Origin of the sequence: Streptomyces asiaticus (assembly GCF_018138715.1) — a bacterium.
Lineage (GTDB): Bacteria > Actinomycetota > Actinomycetes > Streptomycetales > Streptomycetaceae > Streptomyces > Streptomyces asiaticus.
The window spans coordinates 1,687,717-1,713,021 of the sequence record NZ_JAGSHX010000006.1; the positions used below are offsets into that span (position 1 = coordinate 1,687,717).

Annotated in this window: 22 protein-coding genes and 2 pseudogenes; 15 read left to right on the forward strand and 9 right to left on the reverse strand. The window is 71.5% G+C overall.

The features are described from left to right. The first annotated feature begins 110 nt into the window (after nt 1-110). The 8 genes from KHP12_RS14815 to KHP12_RS14850 all read left to right on the forward strand — a co-directional run bounded on the left by KHP12_RS14815 (nt 111) and on the right by KHP12_RS14850 (nt 8,895). A complete protein-coding gene (locus KHP12_RS14815) occupies nt 111-1,937 on the forward strand; it encodes an AMP-dependent synthetase/ligase (protein ID WP_211834853.1) in 1,827 nt (608 codons plus the stop codon). A gap of 19 nt (nt 1,938-1,956) precedes the next feature. Then, nucleotides 1,957-2,631 carry a hypothetical protein gene (locus tag KHP12_RS14820; RefSeq protein ID WP_037957774.1) on the forward strand — a complete coding sequence of 225 codons (675 nt, stop codon included), beginning with the start codon at nt 1,957-1,959 and terminating at the stop codon, nt 2,629-2,631. Between the two features lie 58 nt (nt 2,632-2,689). Continuing rightward, a complete protein-coding gene (locus KHP12_RS14825; protein ID WP_086883342.1) occupies nt 2,690-3,511 on the forward strand; it encodes an effector-associated domain EAD1-containing protein in 822 nt (273 codons plus the stop codon). Nucleotides 3,512-3,609: 98 nt separating this feature from the next. Then, nucleotides 3,610-4,440 carry an aldo/keto reductase gene (locus tag KHP12_RS14830; RefSeq protein WP_086883343.1) on the forward strand — a complete coding sequence of 277 codons (831 nt, stop codon included), beginning with the start codon at nt 3,610-3,612 and terminating at the stop codon, nt 4,438-4,440. A 230-nt stretch (nt 4,441-4,670) separates the two neighbouring features. Next, nucleotides 4,671-5,846, forward strand: coding sequence for a S1 family peptidase (locus tag KHP12_RS14835; RefSeq protein ID WP_211833042.1), 1,176 nt, complete (start codon nt 4,671-4,673; stop codon nt 5,844-5,846). Nucleotides 5,847-6,092: 246 nt separating this feature from the next. Further along, entirely contained in the window at nt 6,093-6,677 is a 585-nt protein-coding gene (locus KHP12_RS14840; protein ID WP_044568962.1) for a sigma-70 family RNA polymerase sigma factor, read from the forward strand. Continuing rightward, on the forward strand, nt 6,674-7,450 hold the full coding sequence (locus KHP12_RS14845; RefSeq protein WP_210610093.1) for an anti-sigma factor: 777 nt from the start codon (nt 6,674-6,676) through the stop codon (nt 7,448-7,450). The genes KHP12_RS14840 and KHP12_RS14845 overlap by 4 nt, the downstream gene beginning before the upstream one ends. A gap of 80 nt (nt 7,451-7,530) precedes the next feature. Continuing rightward, nucleotides 7,531-8,895 carry a cryptochrome/photolyase family protein gene (locus KHP12_RS14850; protein WP_086881423.1) on the forward strand — a complete coding sequence of 455 codons (1,365 nt, stop codon included), beginning with the start codon at nt 7,531-7,533 and terminating at the stop codon, nt 8,893-8,895. An 18-nt stretch (nt 8,896-8,913) separates the two neighbouring features. On the opposite strand, the gene KHP12_RS14855 is transcribed toward KHP12_RS14850, so the two are convergent. Next, nucleotides 8,914-9,225, reverse strand: coding sequence for a 4a-hydroxytetrahydrobiopterin dehydratase (locus KHP12_RS14855; RefSeq protein ID WP_086881422.1), 312 nt, complete (start codon nt 9,223-9,225; stop codon nt 8,914-8,916). A gap of 80 nt (nt 9,226-9,305) precedes the next feature. Between KHP12_RS14855 and KHP12_RS14860 the strand changes: the two genes are divergently transcribed. Continuing rightward, the gene (locus KHP12_RS14860) at nt 9,306-10,109 is read left to right on the forward strand and encodes a helix-turn-helix domain-containing protein (RefSeq protein ID WP_086881424.1); all 804 of its coding nucleotides are present in this window, start codon (nt 9,306-9,308) and stop codon (nt 10,107-10,109) included. A gap of 34 nt (nt 10,110-10,143) precedes the next feature. Here the strand turns inward: KHP12_RS14860 and KHP12_RS14865 are convergent, their stop codons facing one another. Together KHP12_RS14865 and proP are read right to left on the reverse strand one after the other, a co-directional pair. After that, a complete protein-coding gene (locus KHP12_RS14865; protein ID WP_037957765.1) occupies nt 10,144-10,515 on the reverse strand; it encodes a nuclear transport factor 2 family protein in 372 nt (123 codons plus the stop codon). 139 nt (nt 10,516-10,654) lie between these two features. Further along, entirely contained in the window at nt 10,655-12,118 is a 1,464-nt protein-coding gene (gene proP, locus KHP12_RS14870) for a glycine betaine/L-proline transporter ProP (RefSeq protein ID WP_086881421.1), read from the reverse strand. A 299-nt stretch (nt 12,119-12,417) separates the two neighbouring features. On the opposite strand from proP, the gene KHP12_RS14875 reads away from it, so the two are divergent. Genes KHP12_RS14875 through KHP12_RS14885 form a run of 3 tightly spaced genes read left to right on the forward strand, consistent with a single transcriptional unit; the run spans nt 12,418 to nt 14,778 of the window. Beyond that, nucleotides 12,418-13,284 (forward strand): isocitrate lyase/PEP mutase family protein, encoded by an 867-nt coding sequence (locus KHP12_RS14875; protein ID WP_086881420.1) that lies wholly within the window; start codon nt 12,418-12,420, stop codon nt 13,282-13,284. Nucleotides 13,285-13,298: 14 nt separating this feature from the next. Next, complete coding sequence (locus KHP12_RS14880) at nt 13,299-13,739, forward strand: hypothetical protein (protein WP_037957762.1); 441 nt, start codon at nt 13,299-13,301, stop codon at nt 13,737-13,739. Next, nucleotides 13,732-14,778, forward strand: a complete 1,047-nt coding sequence (locus KHP12_RS14885; RefSeq protein WP_086881419.1) for a bile acid:sodium symporter family protein — start codon at nt 13,732-13,734, stop codon at nt 14,776-14,778. The genes KHP12_RS14880 and KHP12_RS14885 overlap by 8 nt, the downstream gene beginning before the upstream one ends. A gap of 123 nt (nt 14,779-14,901) precedes the next feature. On the opposite strand, the gene KHP12_RS14890 is transcribed toward KHP12_RS14885, so the two are convergent. The 6 genes and pseudogenes from KHP12_RS14890 to KHP12_RS51045 form a co-directional block, all read right to left on the reverse strand. Beyond that, the gene (locus KHP12_RS14890) at nt 14,902-16,008 is read right to left on the reverse strand and encodes a PP2C family protein-serine/threonine phosphatase (RefSeq protein WP_086881418.1); all 1,107 of its coding nucleotides are present in this window, start codon (nt 16,006-16,008) and stop codon (nt 14,902-14,904) included. 34 nt (nt 16,009-16,042) lie between these two features. Beyond that, nucleotides 16,043-17,455, reverse strand: coding sequence for an amino acid permease (locus KHP12_RS14895; protein ID WP_086881417.1), 1,413 nt, complete (start codon nt 17,453-17,455; stop codon nt 16,043-16,045). A gap of 37 nt (nt 17,456-17,492) precedes the next feature. Then, the gene (locus KHP12_RS14900) at nt 17,493-19,832 is read right to left on the reverse strand and encodes a phage holin family protein (RefSeq protein WP_245011185.1); all 2,340 of its coding nucleotides are present in this window, start codon (nt 19,830-19,832) and stop codon (nt 17,493-17,495) included. 249 nt (nt 19,833-20,081) lie between these two features. Then, nucleotides 20,082-20,957, reverse strand: a complete 876-nt coding sequence (locus KHP12_RS51035; RefSeq protein ID WP_244203280.1) for a WD40 repeat domain-containing protein — start codon at nt 20,955-20,957, stop codon at nt 20,082-20,084. 606 nt (nt 20,958-21,563) lie between these two features. Next, nucleotides 21,564-21,677: pseudogene (locus KHP12_RS53370) on the reverse strand (nSTAND1 domain-containing NTPase); the annotation flags it as partial. A 100-nt stretch (nt 21,678-21,777) separates the two neighbouring features. Further along, nucleotides 21,778-22,887, reverse strand: a pseudogene (locus tag KHP12_RS51045) (helix-turn-helix domain-containing protein); the annotation flags it as partial. Between the two features lie 281 nt (nt 22,888-23,168). On the opposite strand from KHP12_RS51045, the gene KHP12_RS14910 reads away from it, so the two are divergent. The 3 genes from KHP12_RS14910 (at nt 23,169) to KHP12_RS14920 (ending at nt 24,932) form a co-directional block, all read left to right on the forward strand. Further along, on the forward strand, nt 23,169-23,621 hold the full coding sequence (locus KHP12_RS14910) for a hypothetical protein (RefSeq protein ID WP_143678370.1): 453 nt from the start codon (nt 23,169-23,171) through the stop codon (nt 23,619-23,621). Nucleotides 23,622-23,704: 83 nt separating this feature from the next. After that, nucleotides 23,705-24,250, forward strand: a complete 546-nt coding sequence (locus tag KHP12_RS14915) for a SigE family RNA polymerase sigma factor (RefSeq protein ID WP_211833043.1) — start codon at nt 23,705-23,707, stop codon at nt 24,248-24,250. Further along, on the forward strand, nt 24,219-24,932 hold the full coding sequence (locus tag KHP12_RS14920) for an AAA family ATPase (RefSeq protein ID WP_086884978.1): 714 nt from the start codon (nt 24,219-24,221) through the stop codon (nt 24,930-24,932). The genes KHP12_RS14915 and KHP12_RS14920 overlap by 32 nt, the downstream gene beginning before the upstream one ends. Nucleotides 24,933-25,305 lie beyond the last annotated feature (373 nt).

Sequence of the window (25,305 nt, forward strand, 5' to 3'; positions counted from 1 at the left end):
ACTGTCCGCCCGGCATTCCGTACGTTCCGGGCACAAAACACCTCTCCCGCATCGGGGGCCGGATCGGGTACGGTCGCGGCGCTGTGCCCAGCGGCTTCAAGGAGCAGGTATTGCGCGAGTTCACCGTCCCCCCGTTGGCGACGCCGCCTCAGGCCGGAGGACTGGCGGACGCCGTCTTCGACCATGCGGACTCCGACCCCCTCCGGGTTGCACTGGCGCGCAAGACGGCGGACGGCGGCTGGCAGAACGTGACCGCGGGCCAGTTCCGGGACGAGGTGACGGCGCTCGCCAAGGGCCTGCTGGCCCGTGGTGTCCGGTTCGGCGACCGCGTCGCCATCATGTGCCCCACCCGCTATGAGTGGACGCTCTTCGACTTCGCCCTGTGGGCCATCGGCGCCCAGAGCGTCCCGCTGTACCCCACCTCCTCCGCCGAGCAGGTCTGCTGGATGCTGCATGACGCGGGGGTCTCCGCCTGTGTCGTGGAGCATGAGGACCATGCGATGACGGTCGGCTCGGTGGTCGGCCGGCTGCCGCATCTGCGGCAGCTGTGGCAGCTGGACGCGGGAGCGCTGGAGGAGCTGCTGGCGGCCGGGGAATCCGTCGAGGACGATCTGGTGGAACGGCACCGGCTGGCCGTCACCCCCGAGCAGCCCGCGACCATCATCTACACCTCCGGCACCACCGGCCGCCCCAAGGGCTGTGTGATCACCCACGCCAATCTGATGGCGGAATGCGACAACATCGTCGAGCGGTACGAGGAGGCCTTCCACTCCAAGCGGGGTGACGAGGCCGCCACCCTGCTCTTCCTCCCGCTCGCCCATGTCTTCGGCCGGATGGTGGAGGTCGCCGCCATCCGCGGCAGAGTCAAGCTCGGTCACCAGCCCAGGCTCTCGGCCGCCGCGCTGCTGCCCGATCTGAAGACGTTCCGGCCGACCTTCATCCTCGCGGTGCCGTACATCTTCGAGAAGGTGTTCGCGGCGGCCCGCCGCAAGGCCGAGGCGGAGGGCAAGCTGGGGGTGTTCGAGAAGGCCGTGGACGTGGCGGTGCGGTACGCAGAGGCGCAGGAGGCCAAGGCGTTCGGCACCGGGCCGGGTCCGGGCGCCGGGCTGCGGATGCAGCACCAGTTCTTCGAGAAGGCCGTCTACGGCAAGGTGCGCGCCGCGATGGGCGGCCGGGTGCGGCACGCGATGTCGGGCGGTTCGGGCATGGAGCGGCGGCTCGGCCTGTTCTTCGCGGGCGCGGGCGTCATCATCTACGAGGGCTACGGCCTCACCGAGTCCACCGCCGCCGCCACCGCCAACCCGCCCGAGCAGACCCGCTTCGGCACGGTCGGCGTGCCGATCCCCGGCACCACGGTCCACCTCGCCGACGACGGCGAGGTGTGGGTGCGCGGCGGCCAGGTCTTCGAGGGCTACCTCGGCGATCCCAAGGCGACCGACGCGGTGCTGCGCGACGGCTGGCTCGCCACCGGCGACCTGGGCACGCTGGACGACGACGGCTATCTCACCATCACCGGGCGGAAGAAGGAGATCCTGGTGACCTCCAGCGGCAAGTCGGTCTCCCCGGCGGGCCTGGAGGAGCGGGTGCGGGCGCATCCGCTGGTGGCCCAGTGCATCGTGGTGGGCAATGACCGCCCGTATGTCGCGGCGCTGGTCACCCTGGACTCGGAGGCGGTCGCGCACTGGCTGACGATGCGCGGCAAGCCGGAGCTGCCGCCGGGCGAGCTGGTCCGGGACCCCGATCTGGAGACCGAGATCCGGCGGGCGGTGGTCGCGGCGAACACCACCGTTTCCCAGGCGGAGTCGATTCGCACCTTCCGGATACTTGCCGCGCAGTTCTCCGAGGAGCATGGTCTGCTGACGCCGTCGCTGAAATTGAAGCGAAAGGCCATCGAACAGGCGTACGCCGTCGAGGTCGAGGCGCTGTACACCACCTGAGCCGCGAAGGGGGCACGAAATGATCGATGTCATTCTCCCCGAACTTCCCGAACGCGAATTGGCCCTGCTGTCCGAGGAGACACCCCAGCCCAGCGGCCCGAGGCTGGCCGGGCGGGTGGTCCTGGGCGGGCCGGTGGCCTTACCGGTCACGGCCGACCTCGTCGGGACGGATCCGGAGCTGCTGGACTTCCTGCGCACCGAGGCGGACAACGCCGTCTATCACCTGGTGCATCTGTCGGTGACCTGCGCCCGGGACGCGCCGGACCCCGCCCTGCACTCGGTCAATCTCGATCTCAGTCTCACGGCGGAACCGGTGCGACGGGGCACCGCGGTCTTCCAGCCGGTGGCCTGGTCCATGACCCCGCGCCAGCTCACCGCCGAGGTGACGGCGTCGGCGCCCGCGGCCCACCTCGGCCCGCGGCTCGGGTTTCAGGACGGTGGCGACACCGCCTTCGGCGAGCGGGTCTGTCTGGAGGCGCGGCGGGAGCTGCGCTCCGACCCGGGCTGGGAGATCCGGCACACCTCCGCGGTGCGCATCGGGGGCACGTACCGGCTGGCCATGGTGGTACGGGCGCCGCGCGGGGCGGTGACCCGGGCGGCGGTCGCGGTGGGCGCCACGGTGCGCGAGGGGCACACCCTGCACCGCTTCCGGGAGGAGCTCGAGGAACCGCTGCGCCTGGCCGCGCTTCAGTAGGGACGAAACGCGGGGGCCACGGAACGGTACGAGCACAGGCGAGGAGCGGCGGAACACGGTGGACGGCCAGGACGGGGACGGGCATCCGGCGCTGACGACCGAGCAGATCGAGGAGTTGGCGCGGGTCTTCCCGCCCGGCCCGTCCGCCGTGGCGCTGCTGCGCAGAGCGGGCTTCCCCGCCGAGCACATACCGGCGGCCGCCACGGCCGCCGGGGAGTTCTGGTCCGCGGTGGCCGGGGCGGTCGCCGCGGGCCGGGTCGCGGACGGCAGACTGCGCGTCCTGGCCGCCGCGTGCGTCAGCTTTCCGCACAACGAGGTGTTCCGCGCCGCCTTATGGGAGCGGCCGGGCGGGGGCCGGGTCCGGCGGGTGCTGGTGACCGGCGCCGCCCCGGGCGGCCAGGAGTTAGCCGCGGTCCAGCGGGCGGCCCGTGGCGTCCTGACGGTGGACCGGTGCCCCGCCGCGGCCGCCACCGATCTGCGGCGGATCCTCACCGTACGCCCGGATGTGCTGCATCTGGTCTGCCGCCGGGAGGGGCGCACGCTGGTCTTCGAGGACGGCGACGGGCAGGCGCATCACACACCGGCCGCGCGCCTGGCCGAACTGCTGGCCGTCTACCGCCGGCTGACCGGCGCCCCGCTGCCCGGTGTGGTGCTCGGCTGCCCCGAAGGCGCGCCGCTGGCCGCGCTCTTCGCCGGGGCGGCCGAGGTGGTGGTCGCCCACCGGGGGCCGCTGGACGGCGCGGCGTCGGCGGCCTTCGCGGGCGGGCTCTACGGTCTGCTGGGCGAGGCGCCCACGCTGGAGCGGGCGGCGCGGCGGGCGGCGGAGCTCATCGGGCGGGACGGGGACGGCGTGCTGATCCTGCGCGGAAGTCCCTGGTAGCGGAAGTCCCTGGTGAACAACGGGAATGACGGCAGGCCGTTGATCGTTGCAACAGTTGGAAGGACGTAATCCACATCCGACGTAAGGATCGACTGCTCGTGAGCAAGGTCCCCTTCATCACGCTCAACAACGGCGTACGGATGCCGCAGCTCGGCTTCGGTGTCTGGCAGATCCCGGACGACGAGGCGCAGGTCGCGGTGCGCAACGCACTGGACGCCGGGTACCGCAGCATCGACACCGCCGCGATATACGGGAACGAGGAGGGCACGGGGAAGGGGCTCGCCGCGTCGGGCATCGCGCGCGACGAGTTGTTCGTCACCACCAAGCTCCAGAACGCCGACCAGGGGTACGACTCGACCCTGCGCGCCTTCGACGCCTCGCTGACCAGGCTGGGTCTGGAGTATGTGGATCTCTACCTGATCCACTGGCCGCTGCCCGGGGTCGACAAGTACGTGGACACCTGGAAGGCGTTCGAGAAGATCTACTCCGAGGGCCGCGCCAAGGCCATCGGCCTGTCCAACTTCCACCCCGCCCACACCCAGCGGCTGCTCTCCGAGACCTCGATCGTCCCGGTGATCGACCAGATCGAGCTGCACCCGCAGCTGCCGCAGGCGGAGCTGCGCGCCTTCAACGCCCGCCATGACATCGCCACCGAGGCGTGGTCCCCGCTCGGCCAGGGCAAGGGCCTGCTGGAGGACCCGAAGCTGGCGGCGATCGCCGAGAAGCACGGGAAGTCCCCGGCCCAGGTGGTGCTGCGGTGGCACCTGGACCTCGGCAATGTGGTGATTCCCAAGTCCGTGACCCCGTCGCGGATCAAGGAGAACATCGACGTCTTCGACTTCCAGCTGGACTCCGAGGACCTGGCGGCGATCGACTCCCTCGAGACCGGCGTCCGTCTGGGCTTCGACCCCGAGACCTTCAACGGCTGAGTCCGAGACCCGCAAGAGCCGAGACTTTCCGCCCCGTCGCGTCCCCCGCGGCGGGGCGGACCCGTATCCACCGCCACCGCCACCGCCACTCACCGTCCTGGCATATCCCGGGCGCATGACCCCCGTACGGGGCCGGTGCGGCCCACCGAGCGAGGCACGTCTCCGGCCATTACGCTTGGCGCCCAGATGGGCACACAGCGTGACCATTTCCCTAGCCGAGGAGACCGAAGATGTCCCGCAGACGCCGTCACGGCCTTGAGCTGGCCGCCGGTTGCACCGTCGCGATAGCCGCCCTCTTCCTGGGGAGCGGCATACCCGCGGTGGCCGACCCCGGTGAACCCTCCCCCCGCCCCCGGAGGGAGGTGCCCCCCGAGATGCTGGCCTCGATGCAGCGCGATCTGGGCCTGACGGCCGATGAGGCACGGATGCGGATATCCAACGAGTACCGGGCCGGAGAGGCCGAACCGGGGCTGCGCAAGAGCCTGGGCAGCTCCTACGGCGGCGCGTGGGTGTCCGGCAACACCGCCGAACTCACCGTGGCCACCACCGACGAGGAGCAGAGCGCCACCATCACGGCCGGCGGCGCCAAGCCCGCCGTCGTCAAGCACAGCCTCAAGGACCTCGTCGACGCCAAGCAGGCCCTGGACCGCGCCGCCTCCGAGCGCCCGCCGGCCACCGATGTCGCCTCCGCCTGGTACGTGGACGTCAAGACCAACAGCGTCGTGGTGCAGTCGGCCGAGCCCACCGAGGCGGCCGCCTTCGTCGCCGCGAGCGGCGCGGACCGCGAGGTGGTACGGGTCGTGGAGTCGGCCGAGCGGCCGAGCCCGCTGTACGACCTCCGCGGCGGCGAAGCGTTCTACATCAACGACGCCGCCCGCTGCTCGATCGGCTTCTCCGTGACCAAGGCCGAGCAGAACGGCTTCGTCACCGCCGGCCACTGCGGCAGCCAGGGCGACACCACCGCCGGCTTCAACCGGGTGGCGCAGGGCACCTTCCAGGGCTCCAGCTTCCCCGGCAACGACTACGCATGGGTGGCCACCAACGCCGACTGGACCCCGCAGCCGTGGGTGATCGGCCCCGAGGGCACCAACGTCACCGTCACCGGCTCCCAGGAAGCGCCGGTGGGCTCGTCCGTCTGCCGCTCCGGCTCGACGACCGGGTGGCACTGCGGCACCATCCAGCAGCACGACACCAGCGTGCAGTACCCCCAGGGCACGGTCCGGGGGGTCACCCGCACCAATGTCTGCGCCGAGCCGGGCGACTCCGGCGGCTCGTTCATCTCGGGCAGCGAGGCGCAGGGCGTCACCTCCGGCGGCTCCGGCGACTGCACCGTCGGCGGCACGACGTACTACCAGCCGGTGAACCCGATCCTGACGACCTACGGGCTCACCCTCACCACCGGCTGACGCCGGGCGCCGGGGCCGCCGCGGTCGAGCGGACCGCGGCGGCCTCACGCGTGCGAACGGCACACCTTGACGTGACCGGCGCTCCTCGACGCTTCACCGGCACACCTCGACACTCACCGGCACGCCTCGACGTTCACCGGCACACCTTGACGTGTTCGGAGCACCTTGACCAATCCGCACCCGTCCGGGCGACGAATGAGGTACGACACCTCCGTGTGCGCCGCATCGTTCCCGGAAGGACGGCCCGTGAGAGAACCCGTGTACATCGGCGGCCCCGCCGCGCGCGGACCGGACCTCGAAGAGTTGCTCCAGATGGTGGCCCGGGGGGACCAGAACGCGTTCGGCGCCCTCTACGACGCCGTCAGCGGGCCGGTCCTGGGGCTGACGCGCAGTCTGCTGCGCGACCCGGCCCAGGCCGAGGAGGTCACACAGGAGGTCCTGGTCGAGGTGTGGCGGTCCGCGGCGCGGTTCGAACCGGGCCGGGGCAGCGCCATGTCCTGGATCATGACGGTGGCGCACCGGCGCGCCGTGGACCGGGTGCGCTCGGCGCAGGCCGCCTCCGACCGCGAGGAGCGCGCCGCGCTGCTGTCCCGTACCCCGGCGTTCGACGAGGTGACCGAGCAAGTGGAGGCCAGGCTCGAGCGCGAGCAGGTGCGCCGGTGCATGCGGACGCTGACCGAGCTCCAGCGGCAGTCGGTGACGCTCGCCTACTACCGGGGCCGCTCCTACCGTGAGGTGGCGGAGCTGCTGTCGCTGCCGCTCGGGACCGTGAAGACCAGACTCCGGGACGGGCTCATCCGGCTCCGGGACTGCATGGGGGTCGGCGCATGACCAGAGCGGATTTGCACACCTTGACCGGGGCCTACGCGGTGAACGCACTGTCGGGGCGGGAGTTGAGCGAGTTCGAGCGGCATCTGGCGGTCTGCGACGCCTGCCGTCAGGAGGTACGGGAGCTGCGGGAGACCGCCACCAAGCTGGCGGTGGCCACGGCCCTGACCCCGCCGCCGACGATGAAGGACGATGTGCTGCGGCGGATCGCCACGGTCCGCCAGGAGCCGCCCCGGGTGGCGGCGCGGGAGGCCCGGGAGTCCCACGCGGGCCCCCGGCGGCGCACCGGGCGGCGGGCGATGAACTTCGCGCTGGCGGCCTGTGTGGCCGCTGCCGCCGTGTGCGGCGGGGCCGCGGTGTGGCAGTACCGGCAGGCGTCCGACGCCCGTGACACCGCCCGCCGCTCCGAGCAGCGGGTGGCCCGGGCCGAGGAGCTGACCCAGGTGCTGGCCGCGCCCGACGCGCACAGCCGCAGCGGCCGGATGACGGACGGCTCGACCGGCACGGTGGTGGTCTCGCGCGGGCTGAACAAGGCGGTGTTCCTCGCCTCCGGGCTGCCCGAGCCGCCCGCCGGGCGGATCTACCAGCTGTGGTTCAGCGACGGCGGCACGATGCGCCCGGCCGGTCTGATGGACTCCTCGGGCCGGTCCACGGCGGCGGTCATGAGCGGCGCGGTCGGGAAGGCGTCGGCCATGGGGGTGACGGTCGAGCCCGCCGGAGGGTCGAAGACCCCGACCAGCGATCCGCTGGTCCTGTTGACGTTCCCCTCGGCGTGAACGGACCCAATCTGCCGATATCAGGTGACACGGGCCACCAAGCCGCCGATCCGCGGGGCCGGGTGGGGTAAGGGAGAGGGATGAGCACGTCTCTCTCCGTCTTCACCTCCGATCTGCGGCTGTCCGACAACCCCGTGCTGCGCGGCGCGCTGCGCTCCGCCGAGCGGGTCGTGCCGCTGTTCGTCGTGGACCGTGGCCTGGCCGGGACGGGGTTCGCGGTCCCCAACCGGGTGGCGTTCCTCGCGGACGCCCTGGCCGATCTCGACGCGGGGCTGCGCAAGCGCGACGGACGGCTGGTGGTCCGCCGGGGGGACGCGGTGGCGGAGATCCTGCGGGCGGCGCGGCAGGCGGACGCGGCCGAGGTGCACATCGCGGGCGGGGTGAGCGGTTACGCCGCCCGCCGCGAGCGGCGGCTGCGCGAGGCGCTGGAGGCGGACGGACGGCGGCTGCGGGTGCACGGCGCGGTGGTGACGGCGGTGGAGCCGGGCGAGGTGGCCCCGGCGGGCAAGGACCACTTCGCGGTCTTCACCCCGTACTTCCGCGCCTGGCAGCGGGCGGGGCTGCGGAAGCCGCTGAGCGCGCCGGGCACGGTGACTGTGCCGTCCGGGCTGCGCTCGGAGCCGGTGGCGGCGGTCACCTCGCTCGCCTCCGGCAGCCCCTCCCCCGGGCTGCCCGCGGGCGGGGAGACGGCGGGCCGCCACCGCGTGCGCTCCTGGTGGCGGTCGGGGCTGGGGAGTTACGCCGACCGGCAGGACGATCTGGCGGGCGACGCCACCTCCCGGCTCTCCCCGTATCTGCACTTCGGCTGTCTGTCCCCGGTGGAGCTGGTGCACCGGGCGCGGGAGGCGGGCGGCGCGGGCGCCGACGCCTTCGTACGGCAGCTGGCCTGGCGGGACTTCCACCACCAGGTGCTGGCCGCCCGGCCCGACGCCTCGTACGCCGACTACCGCTCGCGGGGCGACCGGTGGCGCGAGGACGCGGCGGAGATCGCGGCCTGGAAGGCGGGCCGCACCGGCTATCCGCTGGTGGACGCGGGGATGCGGCAGCTGCGCCACGAGGGCTGGATGCACAACCGGGCGCGGCTGCTGGTGGCGAGCTTCCTCACCAAGACGCTCTACCAGGACTGGCGGATCGGCGCCCGGCACTTCCTGGAGCTGCTGGTGGACGGGGATGTGGCCAACAACCAGCTGAACTGGCAGTGGGCGGCGGGCACCGGGACCGACACCCGCCCGAACCGGGTCCTCAATCCGCTGGCGCAGGCCCGGCGGTTCGACCCGGACGGCGCGTATGTGCGGCGCTGGGTGCCGGAGCTGGCCGGGGTGACCGGCCCCGGCGTCCATACGCCCTGGCGGCTGCCGGAGGCCGAGCGGGACCGGCTGGACTACCCGGACCCGATCGTGGACCTCCAGGAGGGGCTGGCCCGCTTCCAGCGCGCCCGTAAATGACCCGGCGTGGCCGGCTGGTCAATCGGCGCGGGCGCCGTGCTGCGGGGCGATCTCCTCGATCCGGCCGGCGAGCTCGAAGTCGAGCGCGGTCACCTTGCCGCCGACGCTGTGGGTGTTCACCGTGACGCCCACCTTGTTGTAGCCGAGGGTGAGGTCCGAGTGGTGGGCGAGCTCCTCCTGGATGGTGGCGATCTCCGCCACCAGCCCGGCCGCCTGTGGATGGCCCTTGAAGACATACGTCCGGAAGAGCCGGTCGTCCGCGAACGACCAGCCGGGAAGCTGCTCCAGACGTCGCTGGATCTCCTGGTCGGTGAGCGGCTCGACTGCCATGACACATCCCTTCGTCGCGGGTGACCGGTGGCCCCTCCACCCTGCCATGGCCCCCGCCCGGCGTCGGCTACCTTCGGGTCATGACGACTGCCGCGCCGCCCCGGGTGGGCACACTCCTGCGCGAGTGGCGGGACCGCCGCCGGATCAGCCAGCTGGAGCTCGCGCTGCGCGCCGACTCCTCGGCCCGCCACATCAGCTTCATCGAGACCGGCCGGTCGCGGCCCAGCCAGGAGATGGTGCTCCGGCTCGCCGACCACCTCGACGTCCCCGTACGCGAACGCAACGCCTTGCTGATCGCCGCCGGTTACGCCCCGCACTATCCGGAGCGGTCGGTGGACGACCCGTCGATGAGCGCCCTGCGCGACTCCCTGGAGCGGCTGCTGACCGGCTATGAGCCGTATCCGGCGCTCGTGGTGGACGGCACCTATGAGGTGCTGGCGGCCAACCGTGGCATCGCCGCGCTCCTGGAGGGGGTGGCGGAGCATCTGCTGCGGCCCCCGCTGAACGCGATGCGCCTCACCCTCCACCCCGAGGGGCTCGCCCCGCGCATCCGCAACCTCCGCGAGTGGCGTGGCCATCTGCTGGACCAGATGGACCGGCAGCTGGCGCTGATGCGCTCCTCGCCGCTGCGCGCACTGTACGACGAGGTGGCGGCCTATCCGCTGCCCGAGACCGGCGGCCGGGAGACGGCGACCGCCGGGGACACCCCGCCCTTCGCGCTGCCGATGATGATCGAGCACGGCGGGCGGGTGCTGTCGTTCATCTCGACGATCGCCACCTTCAACACCCCCTTGGACGTCACGGTCTCCGAGCTGGCCATCGAGACCTTCCTCCCGGCCGACCCGGAGACCGCCGCCGCCCTGGGCCGGTTCAGCCGGCCGTAGGGACGCGGTTTCAGCCGCTCGCGGGGACGCGGTTTCAGCCGGCGGTGGGGACCCGGTCCAGGAAGCCGAGGACGGAGCGGATCCGGCCGTCCTCGGCCAGGGTGATCACATCGGTCGCGGCGACGGGGGCGGAGCCGTCGGCCGTGGAGACCAGCTCCCAGGTGAAGCGGGCCGTGTCGTGGTGGCCGTCCACGGCGCCGGTGAGCCGGAACTCATGGCCGGGGAACTGCTCCTGCGCCCCGGCGATGACGGCGGCCAGCTGCTCATGGCCGCGCGCCTGCGCCAGCGGGTCGGTGTAGCCGCCGTCCTCGGTCCAGGCGGCGGCCACGGCCTTGGCGAGGGCCTCGGGTCCGGTGGCGTTCCATGCCTCGAAGTAGCGGGCGACGGCGGTGTCGTACTGCGTCATCTGGTCACTCCTCCATGAAATCCCCTGGCGGGAACGGGTTCCGGACCGGAGGGCGCCGGCCCGGAACCCGATGCCTCAACCCTGCCGCCGCCGTGCGCGGGGGTCGATTACCGCCGAGGTAATGGAGGCTGGGGGTGACTCAGGACCGCTGGGACTCCACGAGCGCGATGGCCTCCTCCTTGGTGGCCACGGCGGGCGGCGAGCCCTCCAGCGGCTTGCGGGCCGTCTCCTTCATCACGGCGGCGGCGATGATGCCGACGACCGCCGCGAGCATCGTGTAGTAGGCGGGCATCAGATCGTCCCCGGTGCTGCTGATCAGCCCCTCGGTCACCAGCGGTGTGGTGCCGCCGAAGAGTGAGACGGAGATGTTGAAGGCGATGGAGAGCGAGCCGTAGCGCACATTCGTCGGGAAGAGCGCGGGCAGCGACGCGGACATCACGCTCACATACGGCAGCAGACACAGCCCCAGGAGCAGCAGCCCGGCGAAGACCGGGACGATCCCGCCCTCCTTGATGAGCAGGAAGGAGGGCACGGCGACCACCAGGAAGCCGACCGAGCCGGCCATCAGCACGGGCTTGCGGCCGATGCGGTCGGAGAACCGGCCGACGAAGGTGATGGCCGCCATCAGCACCAGCATCACGATGATGATCGAGACCAGCGCGCTGGTGCTGCTGTAGTGGAGGGTGTCCGACAGATACGTCGGCATGTAGGACAGCAGCATGTAGTCGGTGATGTTGTACGCGGCGACCAGCGCGATGCACAGCGCCATCGCACGCCACTGGGTGCGGAACACCTGCCAGAACGGCAGGCTTTCGCGCTCGGCCGCGTTGCTGGAGCCCTCGTCCTCCAGCTTCTGGAACGCGGGGGTGTCGTCCAGCTTCAGCCGCAGATACAGACCGACCAGCCCGATCGGCGCGGCGACCAGGAACGGAATGCGCCAGCCCCAGGAGTCCATCGAGGAGTCGGCGAGCGTCACGGTCAGGATGGTCACCAGTCCGGCCGCCGAGGTGTAGCCGATCAGCGTGCCGAACTCCAGAAAGCTGCCGAAGTAGCCACGGCGCTTGTCGGGCGCGTATTCGGCGATGAAGGTCGAGGCGCCGCCGTATTCCCCGCCGGTGGAGAAACCCTGGAGCATACGGAACAGGATGAGCAGCGCGGGCGACCAGAAGCCGATGGTGGCATAGCCGGGGATGAGTCCGATGGCGAGCGTGCTGGACGCCATCATGATCATGGTGAAGGACAGGACCTTCTTACGGCCGATCCGGTCGCCCAGCGGCCCGAAGAACAAACCTCCCAGTGGGCGGACCAGAAAGGCCACCGCGAAAGTCGCGAGGGAGGAGAGAACCTGGGCCGTGCCATTGCCGGACGGGAAGAACACTTTGCCGATGGTGACCGCGAGATAGCTGTAGATCCCGAAGTCGAACCATTCCATGGCGTTTCCCAGGGCGGCGGCCTTCACCGCTTTCCGGACGGTACTCTCCTCGGTGACCGTGATGTCGCTCCGACGCAGTGGAGGGTTCTTGCGTCGCTGGACGGCACGCCAGAGCAGGCGGTGCCGGGAGGGCGCGGACGCGGAGGCTTCAGCATCGGTTTGGACAGGCACAAGCAACTCTTTTCAGTGGACAGGCTTGTTGCGCATACCCGGCGACCGCCACGGCATGCCCGGCGTGTCGCAGACCACCCATGACGAGGGCCACGACGAGGGCCACGACGAGGGCCACGACGAGGGCCACGACGAGGGCCACGACGCTCAAGGAACGTTCGACCCCGGCCCGAGCCGGGCCGGGCATGTTCAGGGAACCCGGCGGTTGCTTTACCGATTCTTGGTCTTCACCAGACCTATCCAGGCAAGCGCACAACCCGTCACACAGCGCCGAAAGGCGCCGAACTCAAGGGGACATCATGCTCTACGGCAATGCCCTCCGAAAGGCCGTCAGCTCCTCTCCCACCACTCCTCTCATCGGCATCTACGACATGTACTCGGCGTCCATCGCCGCACAGCACTACAACGGCTTCTTCGTGTCCGGATTCGGGTTCGCCGCATCGCATTACGGGCTTCCCGATATCGGCTTCATCGCCTGGCCCGACATGCTCGCCTTCGTGGAGCGGCTGCGGCTGGCCTTCCCCGAACACCATCTGCTCGTGGACATCGACGACGGCTATGTGGACCCCGAGGTCGCCTGCCATGTGGTGCAGCGGCTGGAGCGCACCGGGGCCTCCGGGGTGATCCTGGAGGACCAGCGGCGCCCGCGCCGCTGCGGCCACGCCGACGGCAAGCTGATCCTGCCGCTCGAGGAGTACCTCGAGAAGCTCCAGATGGTGCTGAGCAGCAGGACGGACTTGGTGGTGGTGGCGCGTACGGACGCCACCGAGGAGTCCGAGATCCTGCGGCGGGCGGCCGCGCTGGCGGAGACCGACGCGGATGTCGTCCTCGTCGACGGGGTGCGCAGCGTGGAGTGGATCCGCAAGGTCCGTAAGGTCATCGGCGACAAGCCGCTGCTGTTCAATCAGATCGCGGGCGGGAAGTCACCGAGGCTCTCGCTGTCCGAGCTGTCCGAACTCGGGGTGGATGTCGCCATCTACAGCACTCCGTGCCTGTTCGCCGCCCATGGCGCGATCGACGGGGCGCTGAGCGATCTCAAGACGGCGGACGGACGGCTGCCGGACACCCGTAAGACCGGGGCCATCGGGGTCAAGGGCGCCACGGAGCTGCTGGAGAGGAACATCAGCAGGCACCACGGGGACCGTCAGCCCGCCAAGGTCGGATGACGAGGGTCGCGCGCATGACCTCGACCTTCCTCGGGCCCGGCCCCGGCCGGCGCCGAAAGCCCCGCAAGGACATCCTTCCGATCCGTCCGTCCACGGTGGGGCTCTTCCTCGCGGCCACCGCGAGCGTGCTGTGCGCGGGCCCCGCGGCCCCCGCCAAGGCGTCGCCGCCGCCCGCGGGCACCCCGCACGACGAGGACGGCGAACCGGAGGAGGAGGCCGCACCGGCCTCCTCCGACCAGCACAACGGCCTCGTGGTCATCGACAACTCCGGCGCCGACTCCTGGCTGGAGGTCGACCGCACCCTCAACACCCTGCTGCTCAGCCGTGGCACGGCGGGCAGCGACCACGACGGGGGCGGCGGCGCCATCGATGTCGTGGCGGGCGACATCGCCGGTGCGGATCGGATGCTGCCGCGGATCGGTCACCCGCCGTGGCAGGCCGGAGGCGGTGATTGATGTGAGACGGAGGTCCTGGCCGCTGTCGTGGCCGGGCCGGCTCGGGAGGGCGGTGGACCCCTATGTCGCCGCCCTCCTCGGGACGGTCGCGCTGGCGACGCTGCTGCCCGCGAGCGGGGCGGCGGCCACGGCCGTCGGCGACGCCGCGGACATCGCGATCGGGCTGCTCTTCTTCCTCTACGGTTCGCGGCTGTCCACCCGCGAGGCCCTGAACGGGCTGCGGCAGTGGCGGCTGCACCTGGTGGTGGGCGCGAGCACCTTCGTGCTCTTCCCACTGCTGGGGCTGGCCGCGCGCGGCCTCGCCCCGTTCCTCCTCACCGACCAGCTCTACACCGGTCTGCTCTTCCTGTGTGTGGTGCCCTCGACCGTCCAGTCGTCGGTCGCCCTCACCTCCACCGCCCGGGGCAATGTCCCGGCCGCGATCTGCGCGGGGACGTACTCCAGCCTGCTCGGCATGATCGTCACCCCGCTGCTCGCGGCCTGGCTGATCGGCTCGGACGTCCGCTTTTCGGCGAACGGGCTGCTGGCCATCGCCACCCAGCTGCTGCTCCCCTTCCTCGCCGGGCAGGCGCTGCGCCGCTGGACCGCGCCGTTCATCGGCCGCCACAAGAAGGTGCTGGCCCTGCTGGACCGGGGCTCGATCCTGCTCGTGGTCTACACGGCGTTCAGCCGGGGCATGACGGAGGGCATCTGGAACCAGATCACCCCGGTCCGGCTGGTGGCGCTGCTGGGCATGGCCGCGGCCGTGCTGGGCCTGGCCCTCACCACGACGTCGTTCACCGCGCGGCGGCTGGGCTTCCGCCGGGCGGACCGCGTCACCATCGTCTTCTGCGGCTCCAACAAGTCCCTGGCCACGGGGCTGCCCATGGCCGCGGTGCTGTTCGGGGACGCGGCCGGGCCGGTGATCCTGCCGCTGATGCTCTTCCACCAGTTGCAGCTGATGGTGTGCGCGATCATCGCGGGCCGGTGGTCCCGGCGGGCGCCGGAGCCCGCCTCCGCGCAGGGGGAACGCGTCCAGATCACGGAGGCGAGGGGGTAGACCGGGAGGGCGGCGGCCTCAGCCGTGGCAGCTCAGGCACGCGGCTCGGGGGCGCCGCTCGGGCGCGCGGCTCGGGGGCGCCGCTCGGGCGCGCCGCTCAGGCACGCCGCTCAGGCACGCCGCTCAGGGGCAACGGGCGATCACCACGATGGCGGCGTCGTCGTTGACGACCCCGCCGGTGTGCCGGAGCAGATCGGCGTGGAGATAGTCCACCAGCGACTGCGGGCTGCCGCCCTTCCAGCCCGCGAGCCGCTCCGGGAGCGGATAGAAGGCGCCGCTCTCGTTCCGGGCGTCGACGACGCCGTCGGTGTGCAGCACCAGAAGGTCGCCGTACTCGAAGCGGAACATCTCGACCTGGTAGTCCCGCTCCTTCGGCTCCTCGAGGCCCAGCGGCACCGCGGGCTCGTCCACCTCCAGCGTCGCGATCTCGCCCTTGTGGAGCAGCAGTGGTGGGGGGTGGCCGCAGTTCACCATCCCCGCCACCGGGCCGTCGTCGTAGACGTCCAGCACCACGGCGGTCACGAAGGACTCCAGGAAGTGCCGCTCCTCACCTCCGACGTGGCACCAGTTCCAGCACATGGCGCTGCCCAGGTGAGTGGCGATGCCCGGCAGCGAGAGATTGCGGTACGCGGACCCCTGAAAGGCCCCGATCAGCACGGCGGCGTCACCGATCGCGGCCAGCCCCTTTCCCCGTACGTCCCCGATGACCAGCCGGGTCGCGCCCTCGGTGCGGACGGCCGCGTACAGATCACCGCCGATCTGCGCCTCCTCATCGGCCGCGAGATACAGCGAGGCGATCCTCAACTCCCCGATCCGTTCGGGCAGCGGCCGCAGCAGGACCTCCTGCGCGGCCACGGCCACTGAGCGCACCTGGCTCAGCCGCCGCCGGTGCCGGTCGGTGGCGTAGCGGAAGCTGGCCACCAGCCCCGAGATCACGATCAGGGCGACGATCTGCGCCTGGTGGTTGGCGGTCATCAGACCGCCGTGGAACACACCGATGATGATCTGAGCCCCCACGGCGAGGGCTCCGATCACGGCTGTACCGCCCGCGCCCGCGAAGGACGCGGTGATCGCTGGTGCCGCGATCAGAAAGGGGCCGAGGTGGACGGTCGGCGGCGAGTTGAGGTCGATCACCGTGACCGCCAGGATGAGCATGAGCGGGACGGCGAACAGCGCCCTGCTCGACCGCGTTTCCCCACCGATGCGGATGAGGTCGGGCGAAACGCGCATAACTCATGCTTACACCCGATACGGGCGGTTGCGCTCAGACGGCGCTGTCGGCAGTGGCCGCGGGGCTCGCCGCCGTGACCGCGGGGCCCGCCGCCATGACGTCAGCGGCCTCCGTGACGTCGCTGACTCCCGCTCGGCTCGTCCGCCGCGCCGCCATCCACACGTACACCAGCACACCGGCGAACAGGAACAGCACACCCTGGTACACCGCCGCGTATCCGGCGCCCGCGACCAGCCAGAACGAGAAGCCGAAGCCCGCCAGCGCGAGCACCACGTCCCGGACGAAGCGCCCCGTCCGCACCTCCTCGCGGCGCCCGGACAGCAGGAAGTACAGCTGCGCGCCCGACGCCAGCAGATACGGGACCGTCGCGGAGAAGGTGGTGATCAGCACGAGGATCTCGAAGAGCCCGCTCGAACCGGAGGTGTAGTTGACCACGGTGAGCAGGGACGCCAGGAGCACGCCGACGATGACGCCGAAGGTGGGCACCCCGCGCCGCTTGGTGGCGAACGCGGCCGGGAAGAGCCCGTCCCGCGCGGCCGCGTACGGGGCCTGCGCGCTCATCAGCGTCCAGCCGTTGAGCGCGCCGACGATCGAGACCACGGCGGCCAGCGCGATCAGCGTGCCGCCCCAGCCACCGCCGAACATCGCGTCGACCGCGTCCGAGAAGGGGGCGGTGGAGTCCACCAGATCCCGGTGGGCCACGGTGCCGAAGACCGACACCGTGCCGAGCAGATAGACCACGGCCGCGCCGACCGTGCCCAGCACGCTCGCCCGTCCCACATTGCGCTCCGGGTCCCGCACCTCGCCCGCGCTCATCGACGCCGACTCCACGCCCACATAGCTGTAGAGCAGGATCGCGGCCGCCGCCGACAGACCGCCGAGCGCACTGCCGCCGCCCTCGTTGAACGAGCCGAGGTTGTGCGGGTCGAAGAAGAAGAGGCCGACGACGGCGACGAAGAGCAGCGGGATGAACTTCAGCACCGTGGAGACCAGCTGCACCGCGCCCACCCAGCGGGTCCCGGCGAGGTTGGCGAGCGCGGGGAGCCAGAGCGCCAGCAGCGCCACGGCCAGGTTCGCGCCCCTCGAGTCATGGCCGGGGACCAGGACGTGCACATAGCCGACCGCCGCCACCGCGAGCGCCGCGTTGCTGACCCAGGTCATCGTCCAGTACGACCAGGCCGACAGGAACCCGGCGAAGTCGCCGAAGGCCGCGCGGGCGTGTACGTACGGCCCGCCCGTGCTCGGGTCGCGCTCGGCGAGCCGCCCGAAGACCAGCGCGAGCGCGATGGCGCCGAGCGTCAGGATGCCGAAGGCGAGCAGGCTGAGGGTGCCGAACGGGGCGACGGACGCGGGCAGCAGAAAGATGCCGCCGCCGATGATGTTTCCCATGACGAGCGCGGTCGCCGTGGGCAGGCCGAAGCGGCGGGGGTGAGGCTGGTCGTGCATAGGAATATGGTCACAGAAGGTGTAGAGGGCACCCAAATCACCGGGTTTTGTTCGGCACGACCCGGCTGACCACGGTAAATGGTGCGGCGGGAGCGCCGTCCCACCGGGAATCCTGCATGGTGCGCGCCGCGTCGGACGCCTTGGCCGGCCGTGGCTCGGCGGGCACCTCGGCCGCCGCCGGGGCCTGCGCCGCCGACGCCTCCGGGGCAGCCGGGGCAGCCGGGACCTCTGCCGCCGCGACCTCCACGGGGGCGGCCGTCGCCTCCTTCTCCGGCACCTGGGGCCCGTCCGCCTCCTCCAGCCAGCGCCGCAGCACCTGGTGCACCCGCTCGGCCCCGACCAGCTCCTCCCCCGCCGCCACCGGCGGGGTCAGCTCGGCCGGCCACAGCAGAAAGGGGTGCCCCTGCTCGCCGCCGAGCCCGCCGTGCGAGCCGATCTGCCCCTCGAAGGCGTGCACCGTGCCGCGCGCCGGGTCGTAGGCGGAGTTGACCATGATGTCGGGGGTGTTCCGGAAGTGCGCGGTGCGCCGTACGGCGCTCTCGGCGCCCGGCCCGAAGACCGTGAGCGGGCTCGCCCCGAACACCTCCCCGGTGTCCAGCCGGTGCTCGGCCCCGTCCGCGCCCAGCACCACCGCGCCGTGCGCCTCGGACCGTACGAGCACGAAGCCCACGCCGGGGTGGTCGGCGAGTGTGCGCAGCAGCGCGGGGTGGCGGGCGTCGATCTGCTCGCGGCTCATCCGCCCCGGTACGTCGGGGAAGGAGATCAGGCCGAGGTTCCCGGAGGCGAGCACGATGGGATCGGAGACGGCGGTGTCACCGGCGCCACCGGCGCTACCGGCGCCACCGGCACCGGCGGAGGCCTCCCGCCCCCCGCACCACCCGTCCCCGTCCACCCCGGGCTTCTCCGGCCGGTGCAGCGCCGCCCGCCCCGCCTCGCGCGCCTCCGCCCCGCTCGGGGTCCGCCCGGCCCGCCGCGAGACGGGCAGACCGCAACCGGCCCGCACCAGGTCCTCCAGCGTCAGCCCGTACGCCCCCGCGAAGGTCTCGCCGGGGCTCTGCCCGTGGTCGGACAGCAGCACGATGCGGTAGTCGCGCGGGGCGTGCTCGGCGACCTTGGCGATCAGCTCGATGGAGCGGTCGAGCCGGGCGAGCACCTGCCGGGCGTCCCGGCTGCGCGGCCCCGAGTGGTGGGCCACCTCGTCGTACGCCACGAGGTCGGCGTAGATCGCGGTACGGCCGGAGAGGATGTCCCCCATCACCGCCGTCACCACGACGTCCCGCTCCACGACGGTGGCGAACGCCCGGATGAACGGATACAGCCCGCCCCGCTTCACCCGGGGCGTCTCGCGACGCAGCTTGGCGCGGGTGGACTGGCAGATCTCCCGGACCACCTCGGCGAGGAACGACACGGCGGTGCGGGTGGCGTTGGCGGGGTCGGCGAAGTACGCGAAGTAGCCGGAGCGGGAGCGGTTGTGCTTACCGCGCCGCGCCGCGACCGAGAGGACCAGCGCCAGCTGATCGGCGCCGCCGGTGAAGAGGTTGCCCCGGCTGGCCCCGTCCACCGTGAGGAGTCCGTCATGTCCCGCCCGGGCGGCGGCGCGGCGCTGGAGCACCGCCGCGCTGGTCGGCCGGTTGCTCACCATCACCTCCCCGCTCTTCTTCTCGTACCAGCGGAAGGCGGGCACGTCCTCGTTGGAGCCGTGCAGGATGCCGAGTTGGCTGGCGCCGGTCTGGCTGGACCAGTCGGTGCGCCAGGGTGTGACCTTGTGGGTGCTCTGGAGCCAGCCCGCGACGGTGGGCATCACCGGTGGCCGGTTCTCGCGCTCCCGCAGCGCCTCCCGGAGCACCGCGTGCCCCACCCCGTCGAGCTGGAGGAACACCGTCCCCGGGGGCTCGTCGCTCCCCCCGTCCTCGCCGAGCCGCCGCCTGCGCCGCACGGCCAGCCGCGCCAGCCGCCGCCGGTAGGCGTCGTCGTCCCGCACGGTCAGGAAGGTGCTCGTGGCCGACGACGCGGCGGACATCACGGCCGCCACCACGACGGCGGTCTCCGGCTCGGCGGCGCCCCGCCCGTCCGGGTTCACGCTGAGGGCGATCAGCAGCATCGAGCCGTTGAGCACGAACACCAGGAGCCCCAGCACCAACGCGGGCATCAGCAGCAACGCCCGTACGAGCAGCGGCCACACCAGCGCGCTGAGCACCCCGAAGGCCCCCGCGCCGCTGGCCGCCGTGACGGCGATCTGCGTCGCGGTGTCGCCGTCACCTGACTTCAAGCGAAAGTCGGGGAGGATCCCGGCGAGCGCCAGCATCGTGAGCGTGGACACCGCCCACACCGCCGCCACCCGCAGCAGGGTTCCCCCCACGGTCTTCCATCGGGGCATCTGCACGCCGCGCCCTCACTTCGCGTCACCGGCCCGCACCATGCGCACGAACCGGCCTCAAGCGTGGCACAGCGCCCCCGCGACCCGGCGGACAGCGGGTTACCGGGACGGATCGATTCCGCTTACGGCAGCCCATCAGTTCGCCAGGGGCGCGACGCGTAGCGCTCGGCGCTACGGGGGCCCGGGACTTGGCCGGGCTACGGCGCCCAGGAACGGTCGGTCAGCCCGTAGAACCACACGGCTCGCGTCTCATGATCGGCACACTGGGTCAGTGGGTTGTTCTGGCAGGTAGAGCGACCTTTCACTTGCGGTGAAGGACCTGTGAACCGCTCGGCAGAGCTTCCTGATGGAGGAGGCCAGGTCGGGAAGGGACGCATCCCACAGCCGGACTGTCTTGTCGTCGCTGCCGCTGGCCAGCGTACGGCCGTCCGGACTGAACGCCAGCGACGTCACCGTCCCGGTGTGCCCGGCCAGAGTGGCGCGGGGCTTACCGGTCGCCAGGTCCCACAACCGGATCTTCCCGCTCTCCTCACCACCTGCGAGGATGCGGCCGCTCGGGCTGAACGCCACAGACGTCACATAGTCGGTATCCGCGATCAGAATGGTGCGGGGCCTGCCGGTCGCCAGATCCCACAGCCGAATCGCCTGGTGGGCGCCGCCGCCGGCCAAGGTGCCGCCGTCCGGACTGAATGCCACCGATTCCACTTCGGCCCTTCCGGGCAGGCTGGTGCGGGACCTGCCGGACGCCACGTCCCACAACCGGATCTTCCCGCTTTCCTCACCACTGGCGAGGGTGCGGCCGTTGGGGCTGAACGCCACCGAGGTCACGTCACCGGTGTGCCCGATGAAGGTGGTGCGGAGCCTGCCCGTCGCCACGTCCCACCACCCCACGGTCGTGCCGTCGCCGGCGGCCACAGTGCGACCATCCGGACTGAACGCCAGAGGCGTCACATAGTCAACGTCCCATAGGGTGGTGCGGAGCCTGCCGGTCGCCACATCCCGCAACTGAACGTTTCCGTCCGATTCGCTGGCCAGGGTGCGGCGGTCCGGGCTGAACACCACGAACGACACGTAGTCGGTATGCGTGAGCGTGGCGCGGAGCTTGCCCGTCGCCGCATCCCACACCCGGACCGTCTTGTCGTCGCTGCCGCTGGCGACAGTGCGGCCATCCGGACGCCACCGAGTTCACGGTATCGGTGTGCCCGATGAGGGTCGCGCGGGGCCTGCCCGTCGCCACATCCCACAGCCGTACGGTCAGGTCGTCGCTGCCACTGGCCACGGTGCGGCCATCCGGACTGAACGCCACCGACGACACGTAGTCGGTGTGTCCGGTGAACCGTCGTTCGAGGGGAAGAGCCGCGGCGGCGAACAGGCCAGCCGTGGCTTCCCGTGCTGGGCACTGACCGCCTGGTGTCGTTGCCGCTCGCTGGCCCGGTACTGCTGCCAAGCGACCAGTCCGGCGGTCAGGGCGAGGACGAGCATGATCGACAAGGTGGTGGTGAACTGGCGCAGGCGCCGGGTGGTGCGGGCGGCTGCTGCTTCCTCGCGGCGGCGGGCGGTGGAGCTGCTGGTGAGGAAGTCACGTTCCAGTGGGGTGAGGTCGTTGTTCGCATCGGTGCCGGAGAAGGCTTCTTCAGCGGCGGCGAGCCGGGTGCCGCGGTAGAGCGCGCCGGGATCGCGGCCGAGAGTCTGCCAGCTGTAGGCGGCTTCGGTGAGCTGGCGGTGCAGGCGCAGGCGTTCGCGGGCGTCGTCGATCCATTTCCGCAGCCGGGGCCAGGCGGCGATGAGGGCTTCGTGTGCGAGGTGCACCGTGCTGCCGTCGGGAATGACCAGTCGCGCCTTCACCAGCCGCTCCAGTACGGCGGCGGTAGTGGCGGAGGTGGCTGTCCCCCAGTTCTTCCCGGGGTGCGGGCCGCCTGGTGTCCTGCGCGCCTTCTCCCGGGGTGACCAGGCGCAGCAGGATCCGGCGGGCGCAGGCGGCCTGGTCGGGAGACAGGTCGGTATAGAGGTCTTCGGCGGTCCGGGCGACGGCGCCGTGGATGCCCCCGGCCGCTTCGTAGGCGGTCAGGCTGAGGGCGCGGCCCTTGCGGCGGTGCCAGGTCTCCAGCAAGGCGTGGGACATCAGGGGCAGGGCGCCGGGTTCGCCGTCGACCTCGTCGATGATGCGGGCGGTCAGGGTGCGTTCGACGATGAGCCGGGCGGCTTGGGCGGGCCTGACGATGGCCTCGCGGAGTTCGTCGCGGTTCATGGGCGGGACCAGGAGGGTGGCGTCGCGCAGGGCGTCGGCGAGGGGGCGGCGGTCGGCCAGGTGCCCGAAGAAGTCGGCTCGTACGGCGATCAGCACCCGTAGTCGGCTGTCGGGGGCCTGGGCGTTCAGAAGGCGGTCGATGAACCGGGTGCGTTCCGCCGGATCGGCGCAGAGCGTGTAGAGCTCCTCCATCTGGTCCACGACCAGCCAGGTGTCCGCCTCTTCGCCCTCTTTCGGAACGAGCCGCCGCCCGTGGTCGGGCAGGGGGTGGGCGCCGGGGGTGATGACCCGCAGGGCGGCCGGGCGTAAGTCAGGGTTGTCGGTGGAGCGCAGCCGGGGGATGAGGCCGGCGCGCAGCAGCGAGGATTTGCCGCTGCCGGAGGCGCCGACCACCGCGGTGATCCGGTGGTGGGCGGTCAGGTGCAGCAGGTCGTCGATGAGCTGGTCGCGGCCGAAGAACCAGGCCGCGTCGTCCGGCTCGTACCGCGCCAGGCCCCGGTACGGAGGCTCGGCGGCGTCGTCGGAGCGTGGCTCGGCGGCTTCTTCCGCGGCCGCCTGCCGCCAGCGCTCTTCCCATTCCTCAGCGTCGCCACCGCAAGCCTCCACGTAGGCCAGCACCACCGGGAGCGTCGGCAGTCGCTCCCCTGCCGCCGCTTCGGACAGCGTGCTCGCCCCGTGGCCGGTGCGCGCGGCCATGGCTCGATAGGTGGGACTGCCGGCCTCCGCCCGCAGCTTCCGTAACTCAAACGCCAACCGCTGTGCCGGTCCCGCGCTCGGGTCCAGCGGACTCTCAGGACGCCCCGCCATCGGTCACCCCCCTCTCGCCTCCCCCCGGAGACGGATTGACCGCCGCCAAGCTACGCACCGGCCGAAGCGGCGGCAAGCACATCACCTGCCACGGCCCTGACCTCATTGATCGGTGTGGCGGAACAGGGGTGCCGAACAATGCCGGCCCCGGTGAACTCGAAGGCGCAACGCCCCACGGCGGCGCCGTGCGCATCGCGGACGCAGCTCCACGGGGGTGGGCAACGCCCGCATCCGTACGGCAGCGGCCATCGGGGCCTGGCTCATGAAGAGAGGACAAGATCGTGAACGCACACAAGAGCATTGCCTTGGCGGCGGTGACTACGGCCCTGGCCGGCGGACTCGCACTGGCGGCTCCGGCCCATGCCGTGAGTACGGACCGGCCGGTGACCGTCGCGTCGGCGCGGCACGGCGTCCACATCGACGGATACGAGCCCGACTCGGTCGTCACGCGGGGCGCCTGCAAGGGCTGGATGAACACCAAGAAGACCGACGGTCACTGGTTCGCCCAGGGGCTCGTCCAGTCCTGGAACGGCACCCGCTGCGCCATGATCCTGGAGCGCGAGCACAACGGCGGGGCGTACAACATGATCTCCGATCAGCACATCGTCCCGGACAACGGTACGGACAAGGACTCGACCGGCTACTACTGGGACCACACGGGCTACAAGTCCCGGGTGTGCATCGCCAACCTCAGCTGGGGCGACGCCTCCTGGCACTGCGGCAAGGGCATCTGAACGCGGCCGACGTGCACCAATCCCGGAGCAGCGCGGGCGCCCGGCACAGCCGGGCGCCCGCGCGCAGCGGAAAGGAGCCCCACGTGAACGTGCGCGAGCACCATGGCGAGGCGCTGGAATTCGAGGAATACGTACGAAGTCGGCACGACGCTCTGCTGCGCACCGCCCGGCGCCTGATCGCCGACCCGTTCGACGCTCAGGACCTTCTACAGACAGCGCTCGCACGAACGTACGACCGCTGGGCCGGCATAGCGGACAAGCAGCTCGCCGACGCCTATCTGCGCCGAGTCATGATCAATACTCGAACCGAATGGTGGCGGGCCAGAAAGCTGCGGGAGGTCCCCACTGAGCAGTTGCCGGACACGAGCATCGAGGACGACACCGAGCAGCACGCCGACCGGGCTCTGTTGATGGAGGTCATGAGGGCGCTCTCCCCGAAGCAGCGCAGTGTGGTCCTGCTGCGGTACTGGGAGCAGATGTCCACGGAGGAGACGGCCGTCGCCCTCGGCGTGTCGGCCGGAACGGTCAAAAGCACACTGCACCGCACGCTCGCCCGGCTCCGCGAGGAACTGGAGCGTCACGTGAGAGACTCGGGCGATGATTATCGAACGTGCGTACGCACACATTGACCCGGGCTCGCGTGAGGAGGAGAAGTGGCCCTGGTCCGTGCCGTGTGTGCGGGGGTTGCTGGCAGACGGGTTGCGGTTCACCGCGCCCGTGACGTTTCTCGTCGGGGAGAACGGGTCGGGCAAGTCGACGCTGGTGGAGGCGCTCGCGGAGGGGTTCGGGCTGGACCCCTACGGCGGCTCGCACGACTGGCAATACGCCAGCCACCGCCCCAAGTCGGCGCTGGGTGAGCGGATCCGCTTCGACGCGGCGCCGCGCGGGCGGCGGATGCTGGGCAGTTGGGCGGCGCGCAAGGGGTTCTTCCTGCGCGCCGAGACCGCGTTGGACGCGCTGCACCGGGAGGGTTTCCGCCCGCATTCGGTCAGCCACGGCGAGGGGTTCCTCGCGGCGCTCCGGGGCAAGTTCCTCCAGCCCGGGCTGTACGTCATGGACGAGCCGGAGGCTGCGCTCTCCTTCGCCTCGTGTCTCGAACTGCTGGGCCACATGGAAGAGTTGGTGAAGAACGGCGGGCAGGTCATCTGCGCGACGCATTCGCCGCTGCTGACGGCGTTGCCCGGTGCGGACATCGTCGAGGTCGGCGAGCACGGGATGCGGCGGGCGGCCTGGAGCGAGTTGGCTCTGGTCGATCACTGGCGCCGGTATCTCGCCGATCCGCAGAGCTATCTGCGGCATGTGCTGGAGTGAGTACCGGGGTGAGTACCGGAGTGAGTACCGGACTGGGGTCGTTGGTTGCCTGCGGCGCCGTTTCGCGCCTTCGGCGCAGTTTGAGCATGGGGGCGGCAGGTGGGGGGCGCGGGCCGCGTCGCCGGCCGCCGGGCCGGTGGGAGGTCGGGCCCGGTGGCGGCTTCCGCAGTCGGGGGCTCGGGTCGACGCCGGACAACTCCGCCGGGGGTGGGGTACCCCTCTGGAGATTGCTTGACTTATTAGTTGCGCCAGATCAAGTGTTTTTGAGAGGGGTACCCGGAGGGGCCAGGCCCGCAGTCCGGATCGGCCCCGACCCCCGAGCCCGGATGCCGCCACTCGCCCCGCCCCCACCGGCCCGGCGGCCGGCGACGCG

Coding starts and splice junctions, on each gene's coding strand:
- KHP12_RS14820 (WP_037957774.1), top strand. CDS start 1,957: ATGATCGATGTCATTCTCCCCGAACTTCCCGAACGCGAATTGGCCCTG.
- KHP12_RS14835 (WP_211833042.1), top strand. CDS start 4,671: ATGTCCCGCAGACGCCGTCACGGCCTTGAGCTGGCCGCCGGTTGCACC.
- KHP12_RS14845 (WP_210610093.1), top strand. CDS start 6,674: ATGACCAGAGCGGATTTGCACACCTTGACCGGGGCCTACGCGGTGAAC.
- KHP12_RS14850 (WP_086881423.1), top strand. CDS start 7,531: ATGAGCACGTCTCTCTCCGTCTTCACCTCCGATCTGCGGCTGTCCGAC.
- KHP12_RS14855 (WP_086881422.1), bottom strand. CDS start 9,225: ATGGCAGTCGAGCCGCTCACCGACCAGGAGATCCAGCGACGTCTGGAG.
- KHP12_RS14860 (WP_086881424.1), top strand. CDS start 9,306: ATGACGACTGCCGCGCCGCCCCGGGTGGGCACACTCCTGCGCGAGTGG.
- KHP12_RS14865 (WP_037957765.1), bottom strand. CDS start 10,515: ATGACGCAGTACGACACCGCCGTCGCCCGCTACTTCGAGGCATGGAAC.
- KHP12_RS14875 (WP_086881420.1), top strand. CDS start 12,418: ATGCTCTACGGCAATGCCCTCCGAAAGGCCGTCAGCTCCTCTCCCACC.
- KHP12_RS14880 (WP_037957762.1), top strand. CDS start 13,299: ATGACCTCGACCTTCCTCGGGCCCGGCCCCGGCCGGCGCCGAAAGCCC.
- KHP12_RS14890 (WP_086881418.1), bottom strand. CDS start 16,008: ATGCGCGTTTCGCCCGACCTCATCCGCATCGGTGGGGAAACGCGGTCG.
- KHP12_RS14895 (WP_086881417.1), bottom strand. CDS start 17,455: ATGCACGACCAGCCTCACCCCCGCCGCTTCGGCCTGCCCACGGCGACC.
- KHP12_RS14900 (WP_245011185.1), bottom strand. CDS start 19,832: ATGCCCCGATGGAAGACCGTGGGGGGAACCCTGCTGCGGGTGGCGGCG.
- KHP12_RS14920 (WP_086884978.1), top strand. CDS start 24,219: ATGATTATCGAACGTGCGTACGCACACATTGACCCGGGCTCGCGTGAG.